The following is a 25,588-nucleotide window of genomic DNA, read 5'->3' on the forward strand; positions in this document are numbered from 1 at the left end:
GGGTATTGGCGTGCAAAACGTATTAAATAATTTGGGCATCATGATTCGTCCTCATTTTTACGAATTAGCCATGGCGATTGTTGCGACACTATTGGTTATTTACGGTGCCGAAGTGAACCGAATGGTGAAAAGACAGGTGGCGCATTGGCACTTTGTTTTCCGAACAATAGTCTTTATTGTGGTGTGCGCATTTGGTTATGGTTGGCTGACGGTTTGGTTTACACCCGTTCTTGCGGGTTGGTTAAGCCTTATTCCGCTGCATTTACTCGCGGTAAGTACCATTGGAATACTGTTGTTACTGGGGTTCCTTGCCGAGAGAAAGCGACAATTGTAGATCAGGGAACGTTGTATGACGGATTGGATTAACATTAAGGCCGGCGCGTCGGCTTATCAGCACATTCAGGAACAAGGACTGAGCGTCGATGATATCGGTTTGCTGTTAGGCGCGTCCGGCGGGCCTAAGTGGTTTGTTCTTCAGGGGCTTGATAAATGGATGTTCGGTGAGTTTTTTAAAGACAAGCAAGAACCACTGAATACCTTGGGTACCTCTGCCGGGGCCTGGCGTTTTGCCGCACTGGGGCAAAACGACCCCGTTGCGGCCAGTGACTTGTTCTGTCGTTTGTACAGAACTCAGACTTATTGCGAAAAGCCCGACAGAAATGAAATTACCAGTGAAGCAAAAGAGTTACTGGCTAAGTATGTACCAGATCAGGCCGTTACAGAAATATTAGGGCAGTCGGCTGTTCGTCATCATTTTATTGTTGCCCGTTGTCGGGGCTGGACCGCGGCAGAAACGAAAAAGCAGATGTTAGGCTTACTTGGCTCTGCTTTTGCTAATAGTATGAACCGACGCTGGTTGGGACGATTCTACGAACGGGTTATTTTTCATCACCCTCAGTCGGATCTCAGCTTTTCTAAAGGCTGGCAAGATTTACCCACACATCATGTAGAGCTCACCGGGCAGAACTTCCAACCAGCGTTACTGGCCACCGGCTCTATTCCGTTAGTACTCGATGGTGTTGTTGATATTCCGGGTGCGCCTGAAGGGGTGTATCGTGACGGCGGTGTTACCGATTACCATTTTGATTTGAATTTCTCTAAAGTAAATGGGCTGGTGCTTTACCCTCACTTTCATAACGAAGCCATTCCCGGCTGGTTCGATAAACGCCTAAGCTGGCGACGAACAACAGGGGCAAAGTGGCCGAATGTGGTGTTTATCAGCCCGTCTGAAGATTTTATACAGTCACTGCCTTATGGAAAAATTCCGGACAGAACCGACTTTGTTAAGCTTGATGCTGCGACTCGTATCGATTACTGGGAAAAAGCGGTGGATGCCGGAAAGCGCATGGCTGATCAGCTTCAGGACTGGGTAGCTACCGGCAAGGTACGTGAAAAGACTCAGTTGTGGTTACCGTAAGCTACAATCCGTGAATCTCGAAGCTGGCATCACAAATTTGTTCAAAGCGCTCCGCTGCAAGCTGGCGGGCGCTGTTCAGTTGTCTTGCCGTAAGCTTATGAATCAAATTATCAATAATCTTTTCGGCTTCTGCTTCTCCGGCGCGATCGGCTAAGGTAAGCCAACAGCAGGCGTGAAAGACGCTTTCCGGTAAATCTTTGCCTTGTAAAAACATTTGGCCCAAATATAACATGGCCTTGCTGTGGCCAAATAAAGCGGCCCGGCGAAAATGCTTGGCCGCTTCAAACCCTTGGTCTGCTTTCAGTAAATCAGCAGCGCGTACGTAATGATGTTTAGCAAACCGCTGCCAGTATTCAGGGCCGCGAATAGTGGGTTGTTGTCTACCGGGTAAGCGTGTCTTAGCCAACTCAATGAGTTGATCAACCTGTGTAAGCAGCGCTGTTTGCCATTCATTGACGTTTGCCTGAGTCATCCGCGTATCGTTGTTTCTATGTTATTGTTTTTGTCAGTGTACACCAAGTTGCTACTGCGGCAAACTGGTGGGGAAATAGCGTATGAAGTGAGCTAAAGTCGATGATTACACCTGTTTCTAATGAAAATTTGGCGGCGCTGCTAAACGTCGGAAGTCGTTTAAGTTTATTTGTCTGGGAAGACTCGGCCGGCTGGCCGGTGCTTTTTGTTTCAGACAACGTCGAAGAACTCTTGGGTTACAAAAAAACGCGTTTAGAAAAACAGCAAATTGAGTACCGGGATCTCATTCATCAGGATGATTTGCCACAGGTGATGGAGGAAGTTGAAACGCTTTTAAGCAGTGCGTCCGGTTCTTCACTAACTCATCAGGATTACCGTGTAAAACATCTTGATGGCCGCGATATCTGGGTATCAGACACCACCGTTGTGATCCGACACGAAGACGGTAAAAAACACCTTTATGGGTATTTGATTGATATTACTGAACGTAAGCAGTTGCAAATAGCCCTGGAGATGGAACGCAATCGATTACAGCTCATTTTAGACGCCACCCGTTTAGGCACCTGGGAGTGGAATCCGCAAACCGGGGTGACCATTTTTAATCAACGTTGGGCCAACATGTTTGGCTGGGATGTTTCTGAACTGGAAGCTAACGTGGAAAGTTGGTCCAGTCGTTTACACCCCGAAGATTACGATAACGTCTGGCAGGCTATAAAAAACCATCTGGATGGAATTACGCCGTTTTATGAAAGTCTTTACCGCATAAGACATCGGGATGGGCACTGGGTGTATGTCTTAGACCGCGGAAAAATAATTGAGCGCGACAGCGAAGGTAAAGCTATTCGTTATACCGGAACCCTGACCGATGTTACCGAGCAGAAAAAAGCTGAATTGGATGCGCGCAGAGCGGCACATGCTAAGAATGTTTTTTTAGCTAATATGTCGCATGAAATTCGAACACCGTTACACGGTATTCTCGGTATAGCTTCGGTGCTGGAGTCAACGGATCTGAATCCGCATCAGCAACAGTTACTAGGTACGATAAAAAACAGTGGTGACTATCTGCTGACCACGCTTAACGATGTTCTTGATTTAACCCGGGCAGAAGAGGGGCAACTAAAAGTGACATTGGGCGTGCACTGCCCGGTTAAAGTGTTAAACCATATTGTCCGATTGTTTGAGCAGCCGATAAAAGATAAAGGACTGGATTTTCTGGTCGACATTAGTGACGATATTCCAGAACAGATTTTAATGGATCAAGCTAGAATTGCTCAGGTTGTCAGTAATTTGGTCAGTAATGCGCTTAAATTTACTGAACAAGGTTCAATAGCTGTGAGTGCAAGCTGGTATGATAATCCAGCGAAGCACAGTGAAGGTGAATTAGTTGTCAAGGTACAGGATACCGGCATGGGTATTCATGATACGCAGCGAATATGGCAACTTTTTGAGCAGGAACAAGATGGTTTTAATCGCCCTGAGGGCGGAAGTGGACTGGGTCTTGCGATTGTTCGTAACCTGGTGCAATTATTAAATGGTACGATTCAGGTTGATAGCAAACCTGCGCACGGGTCGTGTTTTACACTGTGTCTGCCGATGTCGATTCAATCTGGAAGGACCGACGAACACAAGGTTTCTGAGCTGCCAACCTTAGCTAAAAGTTATGTTCTGGTGGTCGATGATAATAAAATTAACCAGTTGATCATTAAAGAAATGCTGCTGTCGCTGAATCAAGAAGTCGAACTTGTGAGTGATGCTAAAAATGCCTTAAAGATGATGCAGGCACGGGATTATGATGTGCTCTTTATGGATCTGCATATGCCGCATATGGACGGAATGGAGGCGACCCGGGCGCTTCGTGCTATGGATACTCATCAACCCTATGTTATTGCGCTGACTGCCGATGCCTACCCGAAAACACGAACGCAAGCTTTACGTTCAGGTATGGATGACTATGTCACCAAACCTTTTGTAAAAGCAGATATCGCTAAAGTTCTTAAACGGTTTGAAGACTTAGGGTCTCAAAAGTTTCTCTGATTAGCACAGCCCCAGTGTCTGTTGTACCATAGACGCAGTTTTGGTTTAGCTAAGGGATAGAATAATGAATTTTAGCAGTAGCTCTCAGTATGTTGTATCACAAGAGTTGGCGACAGCCGTTAATGCCGCAGTAACATTAGAAAAGCCATTATTACTGAAAGGCGAGCCGGGCACCGGTAAAACTCGTCTGGCAGAAGAATTGGCAAGTGCTTTAGAGACCGACTTGCTGCAATGGTCGATTAAATCGACCACAAAAGCCCAGCAGGGCTTGTATGAATATGATGCTGTGTCACGCCTTCGCGACAGCCAGTTAGGTAGTGAAAAAGTTCATGATATTAGTAACTACATTCGACCCGGCAAACTGTGGCAGGCTTTTACAGCAAAGAAGCGTCCGGTGCTGCTTATTGATGAAATTGATAAAGCCGATGTTGAATTCCCTAACGACTTGCTGCATGAACTGGATCAGATGGCGTTTCACGTTTATGAGACCGGCGAGCAGATTACAGCCCAACAACGGCCGATTGTTCTTATAACCTCCAATAATGAAAAGGCCTTACCCGATGCGTTTCTGCGTCGCTGTTTTTTCCATTACATTCAGTTTCCTGACAGTGACACATTAAAAGCGATTGTGGATGTGCATTTCCCTGATTTACACAGCGACTTATTAGATACCGCTTTAGCGATGTTCTTTGAGTTAAGAGAGGTTCCCGGATTAAAGAAAAAGCCCTCTACCTCTGAACTACTGGATTGGTTACGGTTATTGTTGGTGGAAGATATTAACGCCGATGAATTGCGTAAAAGCCGTGAACAGGGGGGGGTATTGCCTTTAACCGGTGCTTTGCTAAAACATGAACAGGATGTCGAGCGCTTAGCTGAGCATGCTCGTATTCAAAGACGTTAATTCGCACTATGTTTATTGATTTTTTTCAAATTTTACGGCGGCATGGGCTTAAAACCAGCATTACCGAATGGCTGGATTTATTAAGCGCGATGAAAGCTAATTTAGCCTTTGCTGATGTTGAACAGTTTTATTATCTGTCCCGGCTTATTCTGGTAAAGGATGAGTCGCAGTACGATAAGTTTGATCGCGCCTTTAGTGAGTATGTCGATAAAGTCGCTAAAGTTGATGTGACCGATAAGATTCCTAAAGATTGGCTGGAGAACGCGTTAAAACGTAACTTGAGTGACGAAGAAAAGAAAAAAGCACAACAGCTTGGTAGCCTCGATGAGTTAATGAAAACGTTTCATGAGCGTTTGCAGGAGCAACAAAAGCGGCATCAGGGCGGCTCTAAGTGGATTGGTACCGGAGGAACCTCACCTTTTGGAGCTTATGGGTATCACCCCGGCGGTATCCGAATTGGACAGCACGGGAATCGTAACCGCAGTGCCGCCAAAGTGTGGGATAAACGCGAATTCCGCGATCTTGATGATAATGCACGGTTGGAACAGCGCGGCTTTCAGCTGGCGCTGAGAAAACTGCGTCAGTTTGCGCGCACCGGTGCGGCAACAGAGCTTGATTTAAACGGAACCATTGAAGCGACGTCAAAAAAAGGCGGTTTACTTGATCTGAAGTGGCAGGCTGAACGGCATAATGCGGTTAAAATTATTCTGTTGTTAGATGTTGGCGGCTCAATGGATGATTATGTTTATCAGTGTGAGCAGTTATTTACCGCATTGAAAAACGAGTTTAAGCATCTGGAGTTGTTTTATTTTCATAACTGCGTGTATGAGGGGGTCTGGCGAGAGAACTCCCGACGCCGGCAAGAGCAGATTCCGACAGAACAACTCATCCAAACCTACGGTGAGGACTATAAATTGTTGTTTGTGGGAGATGCGACCATGGGGCCTTATGAAATAGCTTATCCTGGCGGCAGTGTTGAGCATTGGAACGAAGAGCCGGGCGAGGTCTGGATGAATCGTTTGACCCGCCATTTTGAAAAAGTGGCGTGGCTTAACCCTCAACCCGAGGGGCATTGGCGTTATTATATGTCGGTACGAATGATCCACAACTTAGTGGGCGGAAGAATGTACCCGTTAACTCTGGCTGGCCTTGAAAGGGCAATGAGCACAATTAAATAACCCTTTAATACCGGCACTGAGGCTTTATAAAGAACCCGGTGCCGGTATTTAGCGGCGGCGTTTAGCTGTCCGGCCCGGAGTACGTGTGACGCGAAATGCCATTTTGTTGAATCATGGTTTTGACTCTATTCGGTTGCGACCGCTGTGTTTTGCCTGGTATAAAGCTTGGTCGGCGGCAACCAGTAAACCCGCATAATCAGCATAGTGATAACTGCTTGCAACCCCAATACTAACGGTAATTTTCATGTCATCAACAAGATCGTCGAATGAGGTCGCTGCGATTCTTTCGCGCATTCGCTCGCTGGCTTCTTTAGCAACTTCCAGTTCAGAATTCGTAATTAATACAGCAAACTCTTCACCACCCCAGCGGGCAACATAATCAATGTCTCTAATTTCGTCACGTAGCACCTCAGCTAAGCGAATTAGTACTTGGTCGCCTACGGTGTGTAAATAGGTGTCGTTAACTTGCTTAAAGTAATCAACATCTAAAATCGCAAGGCTTAAATAGGTTCCGTCACGTCTGGAGCGGCTAAGCTCATGTTGCAAACGTTCATCAAAAGCCCGGCGGTTACCAAGGGTGGTTAAAGGATCCTGACGAGCCGCGGTTTCTAAATCTGCTGTTTTCTCTTTAACCATTTGCTCGAGTCGCAGGCGCGTTCTGTTGTGTTGATTAAGACGTGCTCTCACTGAAATTAAGATTAAAAGAGCGACAATTAATAAGGCGAAAATCCAAAACCAGGGTTGCATCCAAAAATGTGCGGACTGCCGGAATGCGAAATGGTCGGGTTGGCTCCATTGGCCTCCGGGATATCTTGCCCGAACCCGAAAGATATAGTCATTGGCTGGCAACGTTGTGTATTCGGCTGAGTTGAGCGAGCTTTTATTAACCCAGCCTTTATCAAATCCAACCAGGCGTACCTGATAATTAATTTGTTCTGCCATCAGGTAACCAGGAGCAATGAACTCAAACACAATACGTTCAGTTTCCGCACTGAGTTGTTCCCCGAAGACAACGGTTGCTCCATCTGCTTTTACCGATTCTATGTTGACATCTGGCGGGCGGTTGCCAATTTTAGACATCGTTTTGGGGTCAACTTCTGAAACACCGTTACTGGTTGCCAGCCAAATGCTGCCCGTTTGAGATTGCAGCATTGAAGGGCCACCACTGTTAATCTGGGCGCTTTCAAGGCCGTCAACTTCGCTAAAGTGCTGCACATTAAGTTTGTCTGCGTGACCTTCTAAAACTTGAGTAAAGGAGTCATGTTCAACCATAACCGGGCCCCTGTTTGAGCCAAGCCACAGGTTGCCATCACCATCAAAAGTAACAGACATAAAGTTATCAAATGGTAAGCCCTGGTCACGATTAAAAATCTGCCAGCTGCTGTTTTTAAGATGATGAACGATAAGTCCACGGTCGGTTGCCATCCAGATATAACCGGACTGCCCGGTAATATGAAATGCCAGTTCGGCATTATTGAGTTCGGTTAAATCAACTTCATTAATTTGGTAATCAAACTGTTCATTTTTTTGGGTGATCTTAATGTTGACGACGCCTCGTGCAGAGCCTGCCCATAATGTTCCTTGCTGATCCAGATATAATGACGTTGTATAGTTATTGGTTAAGCCATCTTTTTGTGCAATATATTGGGCTTTCCATGTTTCTTCGGAGTTCTGGTACAAATGGGTAATACCCAATGGTGTCGCCAGAAATATGCCGAGTTCAGGATCAAGTGCTAGCTGACGAACTTCATCGGTTTTCAACAGGTTGTCATCATCGAAATGATGGACAATTTGGGCACCATCCCAGATATAAAGACCGTCGGTGTAAGTGCCGATATGAAGCTGCTGTTTATGATCGTAAGCCAGAGACAATACCGATTGTTTCGTTAGCGGCGTATCGGGAGCAAGCGGGGTGATGCCCGACTTGTTTATGATAGCGGCGCCGTTACTGGAACCCACAATAACGTCACCGTTTTTGTTTTCTGCTAACGCTCTGATGTAGTTGCCTGTCAATCCATCGTCCGTTGTGTAGGTAGAGAATAGTGCGTTTCTGAATTGAACTAAGCCGCCATGTGTTGATACCCAGAAACTGCCTTCTTTGTCCTGAATGATATCGAGCACATGATTGTTTGGAAGCCCGTGTTCGGTGCCAAATCTCTCGATGCCATAGTTGCCAATGCGAATAAGTCCATCACGGTAGGTTCCCAGCCAAAGCCCATTATTAGGTGACTGGAACAGAGTACTAATTCTGCTATTAATCTCCGGTAATATGCGTTCAAACTCCATTTTATTATTTTTTTGTTGATACAGGCCTTGTTCTGTCCCAATTAATAAACTGCCGTTCTCGACTTCAAAAAGTGCGGTAATAAGTTGCTCGGGTATTGTTGTAATGGCTTGAAAGTGCGCCTGACCCGCTTTTTTGACTTGAACACCCTTATTGGTTGCGGCCCATAAGTTGCCCTGGCTATCGATTATGGATTCATAGACGAACATAGAATTTAAACCGTGTTCGGTCGTGAACTGGGCTGTAGGTTGATTGTTTTTATAAACTAACAGACCAAGTTCTGAGGTCGAAACCCAGAGATTACAGTTCTTATCGATAGATAAGTGATTCACAAATGGCGGAGCTGATTGTAATGTTTTCCAACGCCCGTCGTAAAAACGGGCTATTCCTCCCCGGCTACCGGCAACATAAACACTGCCATCGCAATGGCTGTAAGCAGCAGTATACATGCCAATATCGGGCAAACCGGTTTCGCGTAAATTGTCGTAGATATCAAAACGACGGCCATTAAAACGGGCCGGGCCCTGCCATGTAGCTAACCAAAGATAACCTTTGTCGTCTTGAATAATTTCATTGACAGAATTGTGCGGTAATCCGTCACGAGTTCTCCAGTGCCGAATTAAATAGTCGCTCAGAGGTTTCTTTTCCTCAATAGCACTGGCTTGATTGGCAAAGGCGCTCGTTACCGGAGCGTGCAGGTATAAAAGTGTAGCCAGTGATATAAAGAGGAGGTACTTCATAGGTCATCGATTATTAAGCAGTGTTATTCGATGGTATGTTGTAGTCGGGCAGGTTGCAATAATTCTAAAGTCGATAATCTAAAAAATACGTTAATGAGTACATTAGCCGGAAATCATAATTCAAGGAAAAAATAAATGACGAAAGCTTATGCTGCACAATCCAAAAACTCCAAATTGGCGCCGCACGCTATAGAACGTCGAGAGCTGCGCGATGATGATGTTGCTATCGACATCACTTACTGTGGTGTTTGTCATACCGACATTCACTATGCCGAGAATGACTGGGGTGGCACTATTTATCCGGTCGTCCCGGGTCATGAAATCATCGGCAAAGTCACTGCCGTAGGTGAAAATGTTAAAGCCTTTAGCGTTGGAGATACAGTTGGTGTTGGCTGTTTGGTCGACTCTTGCCGTGAGTGCTCCTCTTGTGAGAAAGGTCTGGAACAGTACTGCCTTAACGCCATGGTACCGACTTATAATGGGGAAGATTTGCACGACAAAAGCGTAACCTATGGTGGTTACTCTGAAAAGATTGTAGTCAGTGACCGTTTTGTTGTGCGGGTACCTGAAAAGCTGGATCCGGCAAAGGCAGCGCCGCTTTTGTGTGCGGGTATTACAACCTATTCTCCATTGCGTCACTTTGGTGTGCAAAAAGGGCATAAAGTCGGTGTTATTGGTATGGGTGGCTTAGGCCATATGGGCGTTAAGTTTGCCAAAGCCATGGGCGCTGAAATCACTATTTTTACTCGTTCACAAAGCAAAATGTCAGAAGCTAAAAAACAAGGCGCAGACCATGTAATTATCTCCAGCGATGATGAGCAAATGGAAGCTGCGGCTGAGACTTTTGACTTTTTATTAGACACCGTGCCGGTTCAGCATGACCTGAACCCTTATATTAACTGTCTGAAAGTGGATGGCACACATATTTTGGTGGGGCTGCTAGAACCGGTTGACCCTGCGTTACAGGCGGGTGCTTTGGTAATGAAGCGCCGGGTGTTAGCCGGTTCTCTAATTGGCGGCCTTCCGGAAACTCAGGAAATGCTTGATTTTTGTGCTGAACACGATATTCACTGCGATGTTGAAATGCTGAATATTCAGAATATCAACGATGCCTTTATTCGTATGAAAAAAGGTGATGTAAAGTATCGGTTTGTGATTGATATGGACTCGTTAAAGCAGTCGTAATGAGTAAATAAATTGACCGCACTTTGCCGAGCGTGGTCTAATTTACGCAAAGAAGAGGTGCGTACGCCAGGAACTTTCGAACTTAGGTTGCCAAAACCGGAGTTGAGTCGAAAGGGAGGGGCGCTATGCCGAGGTGGTATTGCCAGTTGGCGGCAATACTGCCGGTTGCAGGGTTTGAATACCCACAACTGTCACCTTCAGGGTGGAGAGCTTCTGGTGTTTGCATTTTTTATTGGCTGATAAACAACACCTGCCGCGCATTCTGCAAAACCTGAGTTCTCCGAACACTTATATAGCTATGTTTAGGAGAAAACTGTGTCTTTTACTGTTGCCAAGTTCGGAGGTACCAGCGTTGCCGATTACCCCTCAATGCTACGCTGTGCTGAAATTGTCAGGAATAACCCATCTATTCGGCTGGTGGTTGTCAGTGCTTGCGCCGGAGTGACGAACCGGCTGGCAGAAATAGCTGACCAACAGGGAAAGCAAGCCGAGTCTCTGCGAAATGAAATTTATACCATCCATTCTTCTATTCTAAAAAAGCTCAACGATACCAGCGACGCGGAAGCTTCTTTGCTTCAGCTGCATGAAGAAATAGACCATCACTGTAGGCAATCTGTAGCAAATTGGGCTGCCTGGCGGGATGAACTATTAAGCTTCGGTGAACGTTGCTCCAGCCTTTTGTTTTCTTGTGTTTTAAATGAGCAGAGAACGTTATCGGATACTCTGGACGCTCGTCAACTGCTGAAAACCACTAGCGGCTTTGGCCGTGCACAGCCAGATGACGTTTCAACCAAGTCGCATTGCCTGGAGCAAAAACAAAAGCTCGAATCGGGTTGTGTTTGGGTCACTCAAGGTTTTATTGGCTCAGATGACAAGGCGCGGACAACGACTCTGGGCCGCGGCGGAAGTGACTATAGTGCAGCGCTGCTGGCCGCAGGTTTCAATGCAACAGATTTACAAATTTGGACAGACGTTGCCGGTATTTATACAACGGATCCGAGAATTTGTGCCAGCGCCCGGGCGATAGCCGAGATGAGCTTTTCAGAGGCGGCAGAACTGGCAACATTTGGCGCGAAGATTCTGCACCCTTCCAGTCTGGCACCTGCAATAAAGAATGGTATACGGGTTTTTATTGGCAGTAGTCAAAACGTGACGGCCGGCGGTACTTATGTATCCGCAAACCCTGCAACCCGGCCTGACGTGCGTGCGGTTGCGCTGCGTCGGAACCAGACATTAGTTACGGTTCATAGTCTGAGCATGCTTCACGCCAGCGGTTTCCTGGCCCGGCTTTTTGCAATACTGGCACGCTATGACGTCAGTGTTGACCTGGTGACAACGTCAGAAGTCAGTATTGCACTCACGCTGGATGAAGGTGGCAGTATTGCGAATGGACAGGCTTTATTGCCGGCTGCGGCTTTGGAGGAGCTTGAACAGTTTTGCCGGGTAGAGGTTGAAACGGGCTTGTCGCTGGTGGCGATTATTGGAAATGGTATTGGCCGCGATGCTCATATCAGTCAACTCACTTTTAATACGGTAAACGACTACGCTGTGCGTTTAATTTGTCAGGGAGCGAGTGAACACAACCTTTGCTTTTTAGTAGAAGAACGGGAAGGTGAGAATGTGATCCGAACGTTGCACGATAAAATATTGAGTCAGGAAATGAAGTGCGATGAGGGTAAATGTGGTGAAAGCCAGTGCGAAGTCTAATCGCATAATCGTACTTTCGTTCTGGCAACGAAACTGACTATAATGCTCGCTTTCTGTTTGAGCAAAATGAAGGCGAGCATTTTTAATGGATTTCTTACAGTCGATCATCCTTGGCATTATCCAGGGCATAACCGAATTTCTTCCCATATCCAGCTCTGCCCACTTAATTTTGATGCCGCTATTAACCGGCTGGGAAGACCAGGGGGTCGGCTTTGATCTTGCGGTTCATGTTGGTACCTTGCTCGCGGTTATCCTGTACTTTCGCAAAGATGTCACTGAACTCTTTGTTGACGGAGTTCGTTCTATTTCTGCGCGTCAGCATGTCGGTCAAAGTCGCTTAGGCTGGGCTGTGGTTGTTGCAACCATACCGGCTTGTATTGCGGGAGTATTGTTACTGGACTACATCGACACAACGTTAAGAGCTGTGGGAGTTATTATCGCTACCACCGTTGTTTTCGCTGTGCTTTTAGCGGTAGCCGATCGTTTTGCCCGCGGAAACCGAACCCTGCAGGATATTGGCTTTAAAGATGCGATTATTGTCGGGCTTGCGCAAGCCGTGGCACTTATTCCGGGCACTTCACGTTCGGGGGCGACCATAACTGCCGGTTTGTTTTTAGGATTAAACCGCGAATCAGCCTCAAAGTTTTCATTTTTTATGGCCATTCCAATTACGGCCGCAGCTGCTTTAGTAAAATTATTAACTATTGCTTCTGAGTCTATTGCGGTTGACTGGTCAGGCTTTCTGGTTGGCGGTATTGTGTCGTTTTTAACTGCCATAACGGCGATTCACTTTTTCCTGAAATGGCTTAATGCGTTCGGTATGTGGCCTTACGTTATTTACCGTTTAATCTTAGCGGTTGTCCTGTACTTATTATTCTTTTGAGTTGTTAATTTATGTACGAAAACATCAAAAAGCAGTTATTCCGACTTAAAAGTAACAAAACATTTGAAGCGCTGGTTGTTGCCGTCATTATTATTTCTGCATTGGAGATTGGTGCAAAAACGTATGAATTGCCGGCCTTTGCTAATAGCCTGACCTTAGGTTTAGATCTCTTTATTACGCTATTTTTTGTGGTTGAAATTACCATTCGATTTATTGCTGAAGACAATAAGAAGGCGTTTTTTAAAGATGGCTGGAATGTGTTTGATACTCTGGTTGTCGTCATGAGTCTCATACCCATTAATGATTCTGAACTGGCTCTGCTGGCACGGTTAGTCCGAATATTCCGCGTACTGCGGATGATATCCATTATTCCGGAGCTGCGAACCTTAATAAACTCTTTGCTGAAAGCGCTTCCCCAAATGGGCTATGTGGTGTTGCTGATGTTTATTATCTTCTATATTTATGCGGCGGTTGGCAGCTATCTGTTTGCCGACATTAATCCGTTCTTGTGGGACAATATTGCTACTTCAATGCTGACGTTATTCAGGGTAATGACCTTCGAGGATTGGACCGATATCCAGTACGAAACTATGGAGGTATACGGCTGGAGCTGGATTTATTATATGACCTTTATTTTCCTGACCGCTTTCGCGTTCTTAAATATGGTTATTGGTATCGTCATTAACGTTATGGATAAAGAGGGACGGAAAGTTGAGCTTAGCGAGAAGCAAGCGGATCAGGAGCTTATCGGGCAGGAACCTTCGATAACCGATTTGCAGCAAGAAATTCGGGAATTAAAGCAATTGATAGTGGCTCAGCAAGATGCCCAAAGAAAGTAAAAACCTTTATAGCGCAAAGCTTCTTATTAACGAAATTCCGGTTACGGTTAAAAGTAAGCGGATAAAAAATATGTACCTAAGAGTGCGGGCACCTTCAGGTGATGTTGAGGTATCCGCGCCTAAACAGTGTTCATTAAATGAAATAGAACGCTGGCTATTTGAACGTCATGACTGGCTCATAAAGCAACGGCAAAGAATTGCTAAGCAACCAAGTCAGGCTGAGCTTCAGTTTGTTTCAGGTGAAAACCATAAGCTTTGGGGAAAAAGTTATACCCTCAATGTTGTGGAACAAAAACGGGGCACCGGCGTTGAGCAGCTTGCTGACCAATTGAGTCTAATTACATTACCACACTACAACTCAGTTAAGCGTCAACAGGTTCTGAACCATTGGTATCGTGCGCAAATTACTCGCGAAGTAGAAGCGTTACTGGCTATCTGGCAGCCCAGAATGGGGGCTTTCAGCAGTAGCTTTGGAATCAGAATAATGAAAACGCGTTGGGGCAGCTGCAATGTCAACAGTAAGAAAATTTGGCTGAATTTGGAGTTGGTGAAAAAGCCTGTAGAATGCCTTGAATACGTGGTTGTTCACGAACTGACACATCTGTTTGAGCGTTACCATAACGCCCGCTTTTATACGCTGATGGATGAATTTCTGCCTGACTGGCGCGAACGAAAGAAACTGACTAACCAGTTCATCTGAGCTCTTCTCCTAATGGGGTCTGAGCTATTACTCTGAACACATACGCGACTTTAAATCAGGAAGAGGTGAAAAGTTGAAGAAAATTCTAATGGTATGTTTAGGCAATATATGCCGGTCGCCGGCTGCTGAAGGTTTTTTTCAGTCGTTTATTGATAACGAAAACTTAGCGCTTCAAGTCGATTCTGCAGCGACATCGAACTATCATATTGGTGAACAGCCGGATAAGAGAATGCAAAAAAGCATGCGTGCCCGGGGTATTGATATAAGCCATTTGCGAGGTCGACAGGTAACCAAAGAGGATTTTGAGCAGTTTGATTTCGTTTACGCCATGGACCGATCAAACTTCCATAACTTGAAAGCGTTAGCAGAACGAGATGCGCCGGGGTATGAGCATAAAGTCGAATTGTTTTTGCAGACGCTTCATAGCCAGAATAGTGATGAACCACTAGAGGTGCCTGATCCGTATTTTGGAGGGCCGGAAGGGTTTGAACGTTGTGTCGACCTTATTGAACGCGGTGCTAAGGCCCTGATTAAACAGCAAGGAGAGTCGTGAGTGGAATATCTACATACCATGGTGCGAGTGCACGATTTAGAACAGTCTTTAAATTTCTATTGTGACCTATTGGGGTTGCAGGAAATTAAGCGCAAGGACGTAGAGAAAGGTCGTTTCACCTTAGTCTTTTTAGCCGCTCCCAATGATGTTGAGCGTGCTAAAAAAGAACAGGCACCGATGCTGGAACTGACCTATAACTGGGACCCTGAAACGTATAGCGGTGGGCGTAATTTCGGTCATTTGGCCTTTCGGGTTGAGAATATTTATGAACTTTGCCAAAAGCTGATGGATAACGGTGTCATCATAAATCGACCACCAAAAGACGGGCATATGGCCTTTGTGCGCTCGCCCGACAACATCTCTATAGAGCTGCTGCAAAAGGGCGATCATTTACCGCCACAAGAGCCTTGGGTGTCTATGGGAAATACGGGTGAATGGTAATTAAAGGCCTGATCCTCTATAATCTGCGCCACAAAATTACATAAATAAGTTAATAGATTTTTACTTTAGTCCAATAAATAGGAATGACTATGTCGACTGATAAAGCAAAGATTATTTATACTGAAACGGACGAGGCGCCGCGCCTGGCAACCTACTCGTTTCTGCCTTTTATCGAAGCATTTACTAAGGCTGCCGGTGTTTCCGTTGAAACCCGCGATATTTCTTTGGCTGGTCGCATTATTTCGCAGTTTCCGGAGTACCTGACCGAAGAACAACGTCAGTCAGACGCTTTAGCTGAACTGGGCGAAATGGCGAAAACCGCGGAAGCCAACATTATAAAGCTGCCAAACATCAGCGCGTCTATTCCGCAGATGACAGCCTGTATTAAAGAATTACAAGAGCAGGGCTACAAACTGCCTGACTTCCCGTTTGATCCGCAAACTGATGAAGAAAAAGACGTTCGCTCACGTTACGACAAAGTTAAAGGCAGTGCGGTTAACCCGGTTCTGCGTGAAGGTAACTCTGACCGTCGTGCGCCAGGCGCCGTTAAAAACTTCGCGAAGAAGCATCCGCATAGCATGGGTGAATGGTCAAAGGACTCTAAGACTCACGTTGCGCACATGAACGAAGGCGACTTCTACAGCAGCGAAAAATCAGTGACTTCTGGCTCTGATGACAGCTTCAAGATTGTTTTTGAGTCGAACGGTGAGCAGAAGGTACTGAAAGAATCAGTACCAGTTCTGGCCGGCGAAGTTGTTGACGCAGCAACTATGAGCAAAAAGCATTTACAGGCGTTTTTTGAAAAAGAGACCGTCGCGGCAAAAGAGCAGGGCGTATTGCTGTCATTGCACTTAAAAGCAACCATGATGAAAGTGTCTGACCCAATCATGTTTGGTCACGCCGTTCGTGTGTTCTATAAAGACGTTTTAGAAAAGCACGCCGACGTAATGAAAGAGATTGATTTTGATGCCAGCAACGGTATCGGTGATCTGTACAGTAAACTGGATGAACTGACCGCAGAACAGCGTGATGCCATTGAAGCAGACATGAACGCGGTTTATGCGAAACAGCCTGAACTGGCGATGGTTAATTCACATAAAGGTATTACTAACCTACACGTTCCAAGCGATATCATCATTGACGCATCGATGCCGGCGATGATCCGTGACTCGGGCAAAATGTGGGACACGAACGATAGCCAGCAAGACGCTAAAGCGATGATCCCTGACCGCAGTTATGCTGGCGTTTATCAGGAAACTATCGACTTCTGCCGTGAACATGGAGCCTTTGACCCGTCTACCATGGGTACCGTGCCGAACGTTGGCCTCATGGCGCAAAAAGCAGAAGAGTACGGCTCTCACGATAAGACTTTCGAAATTCCGGCTGACGGCGTAGTAAAAGTTTTCAATAAAGCCGGTGACGTTGTCTTTGAACACAACGTAGAAGAAGGTGATATCTGGCGTATGTGTCAGGTGAAAGACGCGCCAATTCGCGACTGGGTGAAACTGGCGGTTAACCGTTCACGTTTAAGCGGTATGCCGGCGGTATTCTGGCTGGACAGCAACCGCGCACACGACAAACAACTTATCAGTAAAGTGGAAGAATATCTGAAAGAGCACGACACCGATGGCCTGGATATTCAGATAATGGCACCGGTTGAAGCGACTCGCCATACGTTAAAACGTGTGCAAGAAGGTAAAGACACCATTTCTGCTACCGGTAATGTGCTGCGTGACTACCTGACCGATTTGTTCCCCATTCTGGAACTGGGCACCTCAGCGAAAATGCTGTCAATTGTTCCGTTAATGAACGGTGGTGGCTTGTTTGAAACGGGTGCGGGTGGTTCGGCGCCTAAACATGTACAGCAATTTGTTGAAGAGAACCACTTACGTTGGGACTCACTGGGTGAATTCCTAGCATTAGCTGCTTCTCTGGAGCACTTAAGCCAGACTTTTGACAATAAACGCGCGCAAATTCTGGCAGACAGCCTGGATGTGGCAACGGCTAAGTTCCTGGAAGAGAACAAATCACCGTCGCGTAAAGCGGGTGAAATTGACAACCGTGGTTCGCACTTTTATCTGGCAATGTACTGGGCCGAAGCTCTGGCTAACCAAACTGACGATGCTGATCTGAAAGAACGCTTCAGCACGCTGTTTGATAAGCTTTCTGGTAACGAAAAAGCTATTATCGATGAGCTGAACAAAGTTCAGGGCGTTAAAGTTGATATTGACGGTTATTACCAACCAAATACTGACAAGGTATCGGCAGCGATGCGTCCGTGTTCGGTATTAAACGAAACACTGGCTAGCTTATAATTAAAACTTTGTAAGCTATGAGTTGAAGAAGCAGGCTGCGGCCTGCTTTTTTTTATGGCTATATTGCATAACCCTCTATTTGGAGTAAAGACCTTGGCTAATGGGAACTATCTGATTAATTTATACCAGCGCTGCTTAAAGCTTCCTTTTGGACGCAAGATTTTTTCAACAATATTTGCCCGCAAAGCACCGTACTTCAAAACAATTAAACCTTTAATTACAAAATTAGAACCAAATTTCTGTCAGCTGACTTTCAAAAAACGAAAGGCAGTACAGAATCACATAGGCACTGTGCATGCTATTGCGGTCTGTAATGGTATGGAAATGGCTATGGGGGCGTTAGCTGAAGCATCAATTCCCAGGAGTCTGCGTTGGCTCCCCAAAGGTATGAATGTTCAGTATCTGGCGAAAACAAACAGCGATGTGACAATAGAGGCGGTGGCTTCAGCGTTGACCTGGCAGCCTGGCGAGCAACCAATATCAGTGGAAGCAAAACGCAACGACGGTACCGTTGTGGCTGCCGGCAATATTATTATTTACGTTTCAGAAAAGCCTGAACGATAAAAGGGACCCGAAGGTCCCTTTCTGGCCGCTTTTCACAAAAAAGTGAATTAAGGTTTGCTAACTGGTTCATTAGCATCGATGACAGCGCCAGGGTGCTCGTCTTCGCCATCGTCCGGAGCCAGTTTTTCCCATTTACGAGTAAACAGAGCCAATACGAATACTATAACGCCAACACTCACACCGAATAGGAAAATCGTCCAGTAAAGCTCAGGCATTGCCTGTGGGTCGTCAGGGTTAAGGCCACCCGCGATTCGGCCAGCAACAACGTTACCGATTGAGTAAGTCAATACGAAGATACCCATCATCTGACCCGCCATGCGCTTGGGAGACAGTTTACTGACCGCACTCAGTGCAACCGGGCTTAAGCATAGCTCACCCACAGTGTGGATAAAATAAACGGCAACCAACCAGTAGGGAGCCACTTTCATGCCACTGGCGGCGGCTTGCGACGCAAAGAACATGACAATAAAGCCCGTTGCCATAATGATAAGTCCAATTGCACTCTTAAAGCCATACGATGGATTAATCATACGTTTGCTCAGGTTTATCCAAAGTGCTGCAAAGAAAGGTGACAAGGCAACCAGAAAGAAAGAGTTCAGTGACTGAAACCAAGTTGTCGGAATTTCAAAACCGCCAACCATGCGATCGGTTAAATCTCGGGCAAACAAGTTGAATGAAGAACCCGCTTGTTCAAAGCCTGCCCAGAACATGGTTGAGGCAATACAGACTAAGAATAAGGCACCCAGCCTTTTCATTTCATCCCGCGTCAATTTACCAAAAAGAAAAACGGATAGGTAAAACAGGAAAAAGATAACCGTGAATATAATGGAAACGCTTTCAGCGGCAGCGACTGGATTAATGCTGACATAGTCATTTAGCGCCAGGAATGTGTAGACAGCCAAACTCGCCAGTAAAAACCAGATGATTCCCCAACTGCGTTTTGCTGCTTTTGGGCCTAAAGGCTTTGGTGGCTTTTCACCTACGTTCTTCAGTTTAGGTAAGGTTAATTTGTACTGAATAAGACCAAATGCCATACCAATGGCGGCAGCGCCGAAGCCCCAGTGGTAGCCGGCATTTTCCATCAGATAACCGGTAACAATGTAACCGATGATAGAACCGATATTAATACCCATATAATAAAGGGTATAGCCACCATCACGACGATCATCGTCAGAGCTGTATAACTGGCCAACCATGGCGGTAATGTTTGGTTTTAATAAGCCGGTTCCAAGTACCACCAGAATCATTCCGATGAAGAAGCCAGCTTCACTGGGTATCGTTAATACTATGTGCCCCAGCATGATGATGATGCCGCCGTACCAGGTTGCGCGCTGGCCGCCAAGTAGTCGGTCAGCAATCCAACCGCCGGGCAGGCCCATAAAATAAACGGCACCGGTGTATAATCCGTAGATGGCTGTTGCGGCGGCGACGGTGAATGCTACCCCGCCTTCTTGCAAGCTGGCGGTCATAAAAAGAACCAGCAACGCACGCATACCGTAGTAACTCATGCGTTCCCACATTTCGGTAAAGAACAGGGTTTGTAGACCACCGGGCTGCCCGAAAAAGCTTGAATCTTTATCGACTATTTTATTTGGATCCATTCTTGTTATCCATTTTGTTATTTAATATTAAATAGTTAGCGTTACTAATGGCTTATTCGACTAAAGTCTGAGCCGAAAAAAGAGGCCTTACTTTACTAGCGACAGCTGAGAAATAAAACCGAAAACGACGAAATAGTCAGTTTTCGCGCTGTTTGTCCTTTTGAGAAGTCATCTGATCACTCAACGGATCATCTTTTTTCTTCGTTAATCCCTTTTTTAATTGTCGACAATTTAATGAGGTAAACCTTGCTAACCGAAGTTTTTTCATAGAAAATAGAACTATCAATAACGACTGTCGACAATTAATGCAAATAGTCAGCCCCTTAGAACGTTCCGCCATTACCTCCTCAGACAGGGTCTTGTTTGAAATACAGCGCGCGATTGTCGAAGGTAATATTGTTGCTGGCTCAAAAATTAGTGAGCCAGGGCTGGCAAGGCGTTTTAACGTAAGTCGGGCGCCGTTGCGTGAAGCTCTGGCGAGACTTGAGCGTTGTCATCTGATTGAACGAATACCGAATGCCGGTGCCAGAGTGGTTACCTTGTCTCCTGAAGGTTTGGTTGCTTTGTATCAGCTACGTGAAGAGCTGGAGGGGTTGGCTTGTCGCTTAGCGGCAGAGCAAATGCCGGATAGTGAAATTGACGAGTTAAGACAGCTTTTAGACAAACACCTGGAAACTCAACGTGTACGCGAAGGCGAGAGCTATTATCAGGAAGCCGGCGATTTGGATTTTCATTATCGCATTATCCTCGGCAGTAAAAATCAGTATTTAATTAATATGCTTTGCGACCAGCTCTACTATCTGGTTCGTATGTATCGAGTACAAATGGGCATGAATGGGCCGAGAGTCTCGCGTGCCTTTGATGAACACAAAGCCATTATTAATGCCATTGCGAATCGTGATGGTGAATTAGCCGATCTCTTAATGCGTCGTCACATTGGCGCTTCTCGTAAAAATATTGAATCACGGTTACAAACAGAAAAGGAAACCTCATGACTCAAATGACAAGTCCGGGCGCTAAATTGCGCCAAGCCATTGCCAATGAAAGCCCGTTACAGATTGTTGGCACCATTAACGCCTACACAGCAATGATGGCTGAAAAGGTAGGGCATAAAGCGTTATACCTTTCTGGTGCCGGCGTAGCCAATGCGTCGTTTGGTTTGCCTGATTTGGGTATGACGTCGTTAAATGATGTTTGTGAAGACATTCGTCGCATAACAGCGGCAACCGACTTGCCGTTGTTAGTTGATGCAGACACCGGTTGGGGCGGTGCATTTAATATTACCCGTACGGTTCAGGAAATGACTCGCGCCGGAGCGGCAGGAATGCACATTGAAGACCAGGTGGCGCAAAAACGCTGTGGACACCGCCCTAATAAAGAAATTGTGACCCAGCAAGAAATGGTTGATCGTGTTAAAGCGGCCGTTGATGCACGTATTGATGACCAGTTTCTGATTATGGCGCGTACCGACGCTTTGCAACAACAAGGTCTGGAAGCGGCTATTGAACGTGCCCAGGCTTGCGTTGATGCGGGTGCAGACGCCATTTTTGCAGAAGCGGTACGCACGGTGGATGAATACAAAGCTTTCAGTGAGGCGCTGGATGTTCCTGTTTTGGCAAATATTACTGAATTTGGTGCAACGCCGTTGTTTAACAAACAAGAACTCGCCGATGTCGGGGTGGAAATTGTTCTTTACCCGTTAAGTGCATTCCGCGCTATGAACAAAGCGGCATTAAACGTCTACAATAGTATTTTAGAGCATGGTGATCAGAAAGCCGTTGTCGATGACATGCAGACTCGCGCAGAGCTGTATGACTTTTTGAATTACCACGACTTTGAAGAAAAACTCGACCAATTATTTAAAAAGTAAGACGACGTAGCCTGACGTTTACGTCAGGTTCAATATCTCACTTGATGTGAACATCAGGCTACGGAAGATACCAATAAAGGTTAAGAAGGGAACAAAATTATGGCAGAGAAGAAACTAAGCGGCGCAGGTTTGCGCGGACAATCAGCCGGCGAAACGGCACTGTGTACTGTAGGCAAAAGTGGCTCAGGTTTAACCTACCGTGGCTATGACATTTCTGAACTGGCTGAAAAAGTCAGTTTTGAAGAAGTGGCTCATCTTTTGGCTAAAGGTGAATTACCGAACAAACAAGAGTTAGCCGATTATAAAAAACGTTTAAAATCACTGCGCAGCTTGCCTCAGGAAGTGAAAGACGTACTTGAGCGTATTCCAAAAACAGCACACCCAATGGACGTTATGCGTACCGGCTGCTCTATGTTGGGTAACCTGGAAACGGAAGAAAGCTTTGATGAAGCGGATGGTCATATTGAGCGTATGCTCGCAACTTTCCCGGGTATCGTATTGTACTGGTACCGCTTTACTCACGACGGTATTCGTATTGATACCGATTCTGAAGAAGAGTCAATTGGCGCACACTTCCTGCGTTTATTACACGACAAAGCCCCCTCAGAACTTCATACCGCAGTAATGAACACATCGTTGATTTTGTACGCAGAGCATGAGTTTAATGCCTCAACCTTTACCGCTCGTGTTTGTGCTTCAACCTTGTCAGACATTCATTCTTGTGTAACGGGTGCTATTGGTTCATTGCGTGGTCCATTACACGGTGGTGCAAACGAAGCGGCAATGGAACTGATTGAAGGCATGAAAGACGCAGATGACGCTGAACACAAGCTGAAAGGCATGCTGGAACGTAAAGAGAAAATCATGGGCTTTGGGCACGCTATTTACCGCGACTTTGATCCTCGTAACGATGTCATTAAAGCCTGGTCTGAGAAGCTGTCTGAAGAAGTGGGCGATAGCCGCTTGTACGACGTGTCGGTACGTTGTGAAAAAGTTATGTGGGACGAGAAAAACCTGTTCCCGAATGCAGACTTCTTCCATGCCTCGGCTTATCACTACATGGGTATTCCGACCAAATTATTTACGCCAATTTTTGTGATGTCACGTGTTACCGGCTGGACCGCTCATGTGAAAGAACAGCGCGCTAATAACCGTATCATTCGTCCAAGTGCGGATTATACCGGACCAGAGCCGCGTAAAGTTCCAGCTTTAGAAGAGCGTTAATTTAGTCTTCGACTGGTAAATAGTACAGGAGCAGTCATTTACTGCTCCTTTTTTCGTTTAATCATGACGATAAGTGGTAATTCATGACTTCATACCGTAAAAAACTCGCTGGTACTACGCTTGAGTACTTTGATACTCAGGCCGCGGTGGATGCGATAGAACCAGGCGCTTATGCGCGTCTGCCTTATACCTCTCGTGTATTAGCTGAAAACTTGGTGCGTCGCTGCCCGCCGGACATTCTGACGCAGTCGTTAGAACAGCTTATTTATAAGAAAAAAGCACACGATTTCCCTTGGTTTCCGGCCCGCGTGGTTTGCCATGATATTTTGGGTCAGACAGCCTTAGTGGATTTAGCCGGCTTGCGTGACGCCATCGCAGAAAAGGGCGGAGACCCCGCCAAAGTCAACCCTGTGGTGCCTACCCAGTTAATTGTTGATCACTCACTGGCAGTTGAGCACGCTGGTTTTGATAAAGACGCCTTTGAGAAGAACAGGACGATTGAGGACCGTCGTAACGACGACCGCTTTCACTTTATTAACTGGACCAAAACCGCGTTTAAGAACGTTGATGTGATACCTCCGGGCAACGGGATTATGCATCAAATTAACCTGGAGAAGATGTCTCCGGTTGTGCAGGTGCGTGACAATGTAGCCTTTGTTGACACTTGTGTGGGTACAGACAGCCATACGCCAATGGTCGATGCCCTTGGGGTGATTTCCGTGGGGGTAGGCGGCTTAGAAGCTGAAAGTGTTATGCTCGGCCGTGCCTCTTACATGCGCTTGCCGGACATTATTGGTGTTGAGCTCAGCGGTAAGCTGCAACCCGGCATTACCAGTACCGATTTAGTCTTGGAAATGACTGAGTTCTTACGCAAACAACGCGTGGTTGGCGCTTATCTCGAGTTTTACGGTGAGGGTGCTGAGGCCTTAACGGTGGGCGATCGGGCTACTATCTCTAATATGACACCAGAATACGGCGCAACTGCGGCCATGTTCTATATCGACCACCAGACTATTGATTATTTGAAGATCACCGGGCGCGATGACGATCAAGTTGAACTGGTTGAACATTTTGCCAAAGAAACCGGATTATGGGCTGACAGCCTGAAATCCGCTGAGTATGGTCGAGTACTCAAGTTTGACTTATCGAAAGTGAAGCGTAATTTGGCCGGTCCTTCTAACCCGCATTCGTTATTACCGGCATCGGAATTATCAGAACGCGGCGTCGCCAAGCACATTGAGAACCCCGAAGAAGGCAACATGCCTGACGGTGCGGTGATTATTGCGGCTATTACCAGTTGTACCAATACCAGTAACCCGCGCAATATGATTGCGGCCGGCTTAATTGCCCGTAACGCGAACAAGCTGGGCTTAACCCGTAAACCATGGGTGAAGTCATCACTGGCTCCGGGTTCTAAAACGGTAAAAATGTACCTGGAAGAAGCCGAACTTTTGCCTGAACTGGAAGATTTAGGCTTTGGCGTCGTGGCTTTTGCCTGCACGACCTGTAATGGCATGAGTGGTTCGTTAGACCCGAAAATTCAGCAAGAAATCATCGACCGGGATTTGTTCTCTACGGCGGTCTTATCGGGCAACCGTAACTTTGACGGTCGTATCCATCCTCACGCTAAGCAGGCATTTTTAGCGTCACCGCCATTGGTAGTGGCTTACGCCATTGCGGGCACTATTCGCTTTGATATCGAGAAAGATGTGCTGGGAATTGACCCTGACGGCAACCCGGTAACATTGAAAGATATCTGGCCAAGTGACGAAGAAATTGATGCCATTGTTAAGCAGAGTGTAAAGCCAGAACAATTCCGCAAGGTGTATGATCCGATGTTTGATCTGTCGGTTGATTACGGTGAAAAGAATAATCCGCTATATGACTGGCGTCCGCAAACCACCTATATTCGCCGTCCGCCATATTGGGAAGGTGCATTAGCCGCGGAACGCACCATGAAAGGCATGCGTCCGTTAGCGGTGCTGGGCGACAACATCACGACAGACCACTTGTCACCATCAAATGCCATTATGGCTGACAGTGCAGCGGGTGAGTATCTGACGAAGATGGGTGTGCCGGAAGAAGACTTTAACTCCTACGCGACGCACCGGGGCGACCATTTAACTGCGCAACGCGCGACGTTTGCTAACCCGAAACTGTTTAACGAAATGGTAAAAGACGAAGACGGCGAAGTGATTCAGGGCTCGCTGGCACGTATAGAGCCGAAAGGCAAAACGGTACGTATGTGGGAAGCCATTGAGCACTATATGGAAAATAAACAACCATTAATAATTGTTGCCGGAGCCGACTACGGTCAGGGCTCGTCACGCGACTGGGCGGCAAAAGGCGTTCGCTTAGCCGGTGTTGAAGTCATTGTGGCTGAAGGTTTTGAGCGCATTCACCGCACCAACCTGATTGGTATGGGGGTATTACCTCTTCAGTTTGAAGAAGGCACAACCCGTAAAACTCTGAATATTGACGGTACTGAAACCTTCGATGTAAAAGGGACACCAGAGGCCGGTTCGAAACTGACATTAGTGATCCATCGTGCCAACGGCGACAGTGAAGTGGTGCCGGTGCAGTGTCGCTTAGACACCAAAGAAGAAGTATCAATTTACGAAGCCGGTGGTGTATTGCAGCGTTTTGCTCAGGACTTTTTAGAAGCTGAAGCAAGCTAAGGA

Annotated in this window: 21 protein-coding genes and 1 riboswitch; of the genes, 18 read left to right on the forward strand and 3 right to left on the reverse strand. The window is 46.4% G+C overall.

The annotated features are described in order from the left end of the window. The first annotated feature begins 10 nt into the window (after positions 1-10). Both L8G48_RS02040 and L8G48_RS02045 read left to right on the forward strand, forming a co-directional pair. A complete protein-coding gene (locus L8G48_RS02040; RefSeq protein WP_248262949.1) occupies positions 11-334 on the forward strand; it encodes a DUF3392 domain-containing protein in 324 nt (107 codons plus the stop codon). A gap of 15 nt (positions 335-349) precedes the next feature. Then, complete coding sequence (locus L8G48_RS02045; protein WP_248262950.1) at positions 350-1,417, forward strand: alpha/beta hydrolase; 1,068 nt, start codon at positions 350-352, stop codon at positions 1,415-1,417. Between the two features lies 1 nt (position 1,418). Here the strand turns inward: L8G48_RS02045 and L8G48_RS02050 are convergent, their stop codons facing one another. Then, the gene (locus tag L8G48_RS02050) at positions 1,419-1,889 is read right to left on the reverse strand and encodes an SEL1-like repeat protein (RefSeq protein ID WP_248262951.1); all 471 of its coding nucleotides are present in this window, start codon (positions 1,887-1,889) and stop codon (positions 1,419-1,421) included. Positions 1,890-1,990: 101 nt separating this feature from the next. Between L8G48_RS02050 and L8G48_RS02055 the strand changes: the two genes are divergently transcribed. The 3 genes from L8G48_RS02055 to L8G48_RS02065 all read left to right on the forward strand — a co-directional run bounded on the left by L8G48_RS02055 (position 1,991) and on the right by L8G48_RS02065 (position 6,001). Then, positions 1,991-3,922: a hybrid sensor histidine kinase/response regulator gene (locus L8G48_RS02055; RefSeq protein ID WP_248262952.1), complete on the forward strand. Its 1,932-nt coding sequence runs from the start codon at positions 1,991-1,993 to the stop codon at positions 3,920-3,922. 64 nt (positions 3,923-3,986) lie between these two features. After that, the gene (locus tag L8G48_RS02060; RefSeq protein WP_248262953.1) at positions 3,987-4,823 is read left to right on the forward strand and encodes an AAA family ATPase; all 837 of its coding nucleotides are present in this window, start codon (positions 3,987-3,989) and stop codon (positions 4,821-4,823) included. 8 nt (positions 4,824-4,831) lie between these two features. Then, complete coding sequence (locus L8G48_RS02065; RefSeq protein WP_248262954.1) at positions 4,832-6,001, forward strand: vWA domain-containing protein; 1,170 nt, start codon at positions 4,832-4,834, stop codon at positions 5,999-6,001. A 111-nt stretch (positions 6,002-6,112) separates the two neighbouring features. On the opposite strand, the gene L8G48_RS02070 is transcribed toward L8G48_RS02065, so the two are convergent. Beyond that, entirely contained in the window at positions 6,113-9,025 is a 2,913-nt protein-coding gene (locus tag L8G48_RS02070; RefSeq protein WP_248262955.1) for a ligand-binding sensor domain-containing diguanylate cyclase, read from the reverse strand. A 135-nt stretch (positions 9,026-9,160) separates the two neighbouring features. Between L8G48_RS02070 and L8G48_RS02075 the strand changes: the two genes are divergently transcribed. The 9 genes from L8G48_RS02075 (at position 9,161) to L8G48_RS02115 (ending at position 18,212) form a co-directional block, all read left to right on the forward strand. Further along, on the forward strand, positions 9,161-10,210 hold the full coding sequence (locus L8G48_RS02075; protein WP_248262956.1) for an NAD(P)-dependent alcohol dehydrogenase: 1,050 nt from the start codon (positions 9,161-9,163) through the stop codon (positions 10,208-10,210). Positions 10,211-10,254: 44 nt separating this feature from the next. Then, positions 10,255-10,431, forward strand: a riboswitch (Lysine riboswitch). A gap of 94 nt (positions 10,432-10,525) precedes the next feature. Then, positions 10,526-11,917 (forward strand): lysine-sensitive aspartokinase 3, encoded by a 1,392-nt coding sequence (lysC, locus tag L8G48_RS02080; protein WP_248262957.1) that lies wholly within the window; start codon positions 10,526-10,528, stop codon positions 11,915-11,917. Positions 11,918-12,002: 85 nt separating this feature from the next. Beyond that, positions 12,003-12,800 carry an undecaprenyl-diphosphate phosphatase gene (locus tag L8G48_RS02085; protein ID WP_248262958.1) on the forward strand — a complete coding sequence of 266 codons (798 nt, stop codon included), beginning with the start codon at positions 12,003-12,005 and terminating at the stop codon, positions 12,798-12,800. A gap of 11 nt (positions 12,801-12,811) precedes the next feature. Next, positions 12,812-13,639: an ion transporter gene (locus L8G48_RS02090; protein ID WP_248262959.1), complete on the forward strand. Its 828-nt coding sequence runs from the start codon at positions 12,812-12,814 to the stop codon at positions 13,637-13,639. A gap of 70 nt (positions 13,640-13,709) precedes the next feature. After that, positions 13,710-14,339, forward strand: a complete 630-nt coding sequence (locus L8G48_RS02095; RefSeq protein ID WP_248262960.1) for a YgjP family zinc-dependent metalloprotease — start codon at positions 13,710-13,712, stop codon at positions 14,337-14,339. Positions 14,340-14,412: 73 nt separating this feature from the next. Next, positions 14,413-14,892, forward strand: coding sequence for a low molecular weight protein-tyrosine-phosphatase (locus L8G48_RS02100; RefSeq protein WP_248262961.1), 480 nt, complete (start codon positions 14,413-14,415; stop codon positions 14,890-14,892). Next, positions 14,893-15,333: a lactoylglutathione lyase gene (gloA, locus tag L8G48_RS02105; RefSeq protein ID WP_248262962.1), complete on the forward strand. Its 441-nt coding sequence runs from the start codon at positions 14,893-14,895 to the stop codon at positions 15,331-15,333. An 89-nt stretch (positions 15,334-15,422) separates the two neighbouring features. Beyond that, positions 15,423-17,648 (forward strand): NADP-dependent isocitrate dehydrogenase, encoded by a 2,226-nt coding sequence (locus L8G48_RS02110; RefSeq protein ID WP_248262963.1) that lies wholly within the window; start codon positions 15,423-15,425, stop codon positions 17,646-17,648. 93 nt (positions 17,649-17,741) lie between these two features. Next, entirely contained in the window at positions 17,742-18,212 is a 471-nt protein-coding gene (locus L8G48_RS02115) for a hotdog fold domain-containing protein (protein WP_248262964.1), read from the forward strand. Between the two features lie 47 nt (positions 18,213-18,259). Here L8G48_RS02115 and L8G48_RS02120 read toward each other — a convergent pair whose 3' ends face one another. Then, positions 18,260-19,813 carry a peptide MFS transporter gene (locus L8G48_RS02120; protein WP_248262965.1) on the reverse strand — a complete coding sequence of 518 codons (1,554 nt, stop codon included), beginning with the start codon at positions 19,811-19,813 and terminating at the stop codon, positions 18,260-18,262. Positions 19,814-20,118: 305 nt separating this feature from the next. On the opposite strand from L8G48_RS02120, the gene L8G48_RS02125 reads away from it, so the two are divergent. The 4 genes from L8G48_RS02125 to acnD all read left to right on the forward strand — a co-directional run bounded on the left by L8G48_RS02125 (position 20,119) and on the right by acnD (position 25,585). Then, the gene (locus L8G48_RS02125; protein ID WP_248262966.1) at positions 20,119-20,808 is read left to right on the forward strand and encodes a GntR family transcriptional regulator; all 690 of its coding nucleotides are present in this window, start codon (positions 20,119-20,121) and stop codon (positions 20,806-20,808) included. Further along, the gene (gene prpB, locus L8G48_RS02130) at positions 20,805-21,683 is read left to right on the forward strand and encodes a methylisocitrate lyase (protein WP_248262967.1); all 879 of its coding nucleotides are present in this window, start codon (positions 20,805-20,807) and stop codon (positions 21,681-21,683) included. Before L8G48_RS02125 ends, prpB begins: the two co-directional genes overlap by 4 nt. 99 nt (positions 21,684-21,782) lie before the next feature. Continuing rightward, positions 21,783-22,907 carry a bifunctional 2-methylcitrate synthase/citrate synthase gene (gene prpC, locus L8G48_RS02135; RefSeq protein ID WP_248262968.1) on the forward strand — a complete coding sequence of 375 codons (1,125 nt, stop codon included), beginning with the start codon at positions 21,783-21,785 and terminating at the stop codon, positions 22,905-22,907. An 83-nt stretch (positions 22,908-22,990) separates the two neighbouring features. Next, positions 22,991-25,585, forward strand: a complete 2,595-nt coding sequence (acnD, locus tag L8G48_RS02140) for a Fe/S-dependent 2-methylisocitrate dehydratase AcnD (protein ID WP_248262969.1) — start codon at positions 22,991-22,993, stop codon at positions 25,583-25,585. Positions 25,586-25,588 lie beyond the last annotated feature (3 nt).

The sequence above is a fragment of the Idiomarina aminovorans genome (assembly GCF_023155095.1).
Taxonomy (GTDB): domain Bacteria; phylum Pseudomonadota; class Gammaproteobacteria; order Enterobacterales; family Alteromonadaceae; genus Idiomarina; species Idiomarina aminovorans.

Bases quoted from the DNA above. Each gene is read 5' to 3' on its own strand.
- L8G48_RS02065 (WP_248262954.1), top strand. From the start codon at position 4,832: ATGTTTATTGATTTTTTTCAAATTTTACGGCGGCATGGGCTTAAAACC.
- L8G48_RS02095 (WP_248262960.1), top strand. From the start codon at position 13,710: ATGTACCTAAGAGTGCGGGCACCTTCAGGTGATGTTGAGGTATCCGCG.
- L8G48_RS02090 (WP_248262959.1), top strand. From the start codon at position 12,812: ATGTACGAAAACATCAAAAAGCAGTTATTCCGACTTAAAAGTAACAAA.
- L8G48_RS02110 (WP_248262963.1), top strand. From the start codon at position 15,423: ATGTCGACTGATAAAGCAAAGATTATTTATACTGAAACGGACGAGGCG.
- L8G48_RS02120 (WP_248262965.1), bottom strand. From the start codon at position 19,813: ATGGATCCAAATAAAATAGTCGATAAAGATTCAAGCTTTTTCGGGCAG.
- L8G48_RS02070 (WP_248262955.1), bottom strand. From the start codon at position 9,025: ATGAAGTACCTCCTCTTTATATCACTGGCTACACTTTTATACCTGCAC.
- L8G48_RS02085 (WP_248262958.1), top strand. From the start codon at position 12,003: ATGGATTTCTTACAGTCGATCATCCTTGGCATTATCCAGGGCATAACC.
- prpC (WP_248262968.1), top strand. From the start codon at position 21,783: ATGGCAGAGAAGAAACTAAGCGGCGCAGGTTTGCGCGGACAATCAGCC.
- prpB (WP_248262967.1), top strand. From the start codon at position 20,805: ATGACTCAAATGACAAGTCCGGGCGCTAAATTGCGCCAAGCCATTGCC.
- L8G48_RS02050 (WP_248262951.1), bottom strand. From the start codon at position 1,889: ATGACTCAGGCAAACGTCAATGAATGGCAAACAGCGCTGCTTACACAG.
- L8G48_RS02055 (WP_248262952.1), top strand. From the start codon at position 1,991: ATGATTACACCTGTTTCTAATGAAAATTTGGCGGCGCTGCTAAACGTC.
- L8G48_RS02125 (WP_248262966.1), top strand. From the start codon at position 20,119: ATGCAAATAGTCAGCCCCTTAGAACGTTCCGCCATTACCTCCTCAGAC.
- L8G48_RS02075 (WP_248262956.1), top strand. From the start codon at position 9,161: ATGACGAAAGCTTATGCTGCACAATCCAAAAACTCCAAATTGGCGCCG.
- acnD (WP_248262969.1), top strand. From the start codon at position 22,991: ATGACTTCATACCGTAAAAAACTCGCTGGTACTACGCTTGAGTACTTT.
- L8G48_RS02045 (WP_248262950.1), top strand. From the start codon at position 350: ATGACGGATTGGATTAACATTAAGGCCGGCGCGTCGGCTTATCAGCAC.
- L8G48_RS02060 (WP_248262953.1), top strand. From the start codon at position 3,987: ATGAATTTTAGCAGTAGCTCTCAGTATGTTGTATCACAAGAGTTGGCG.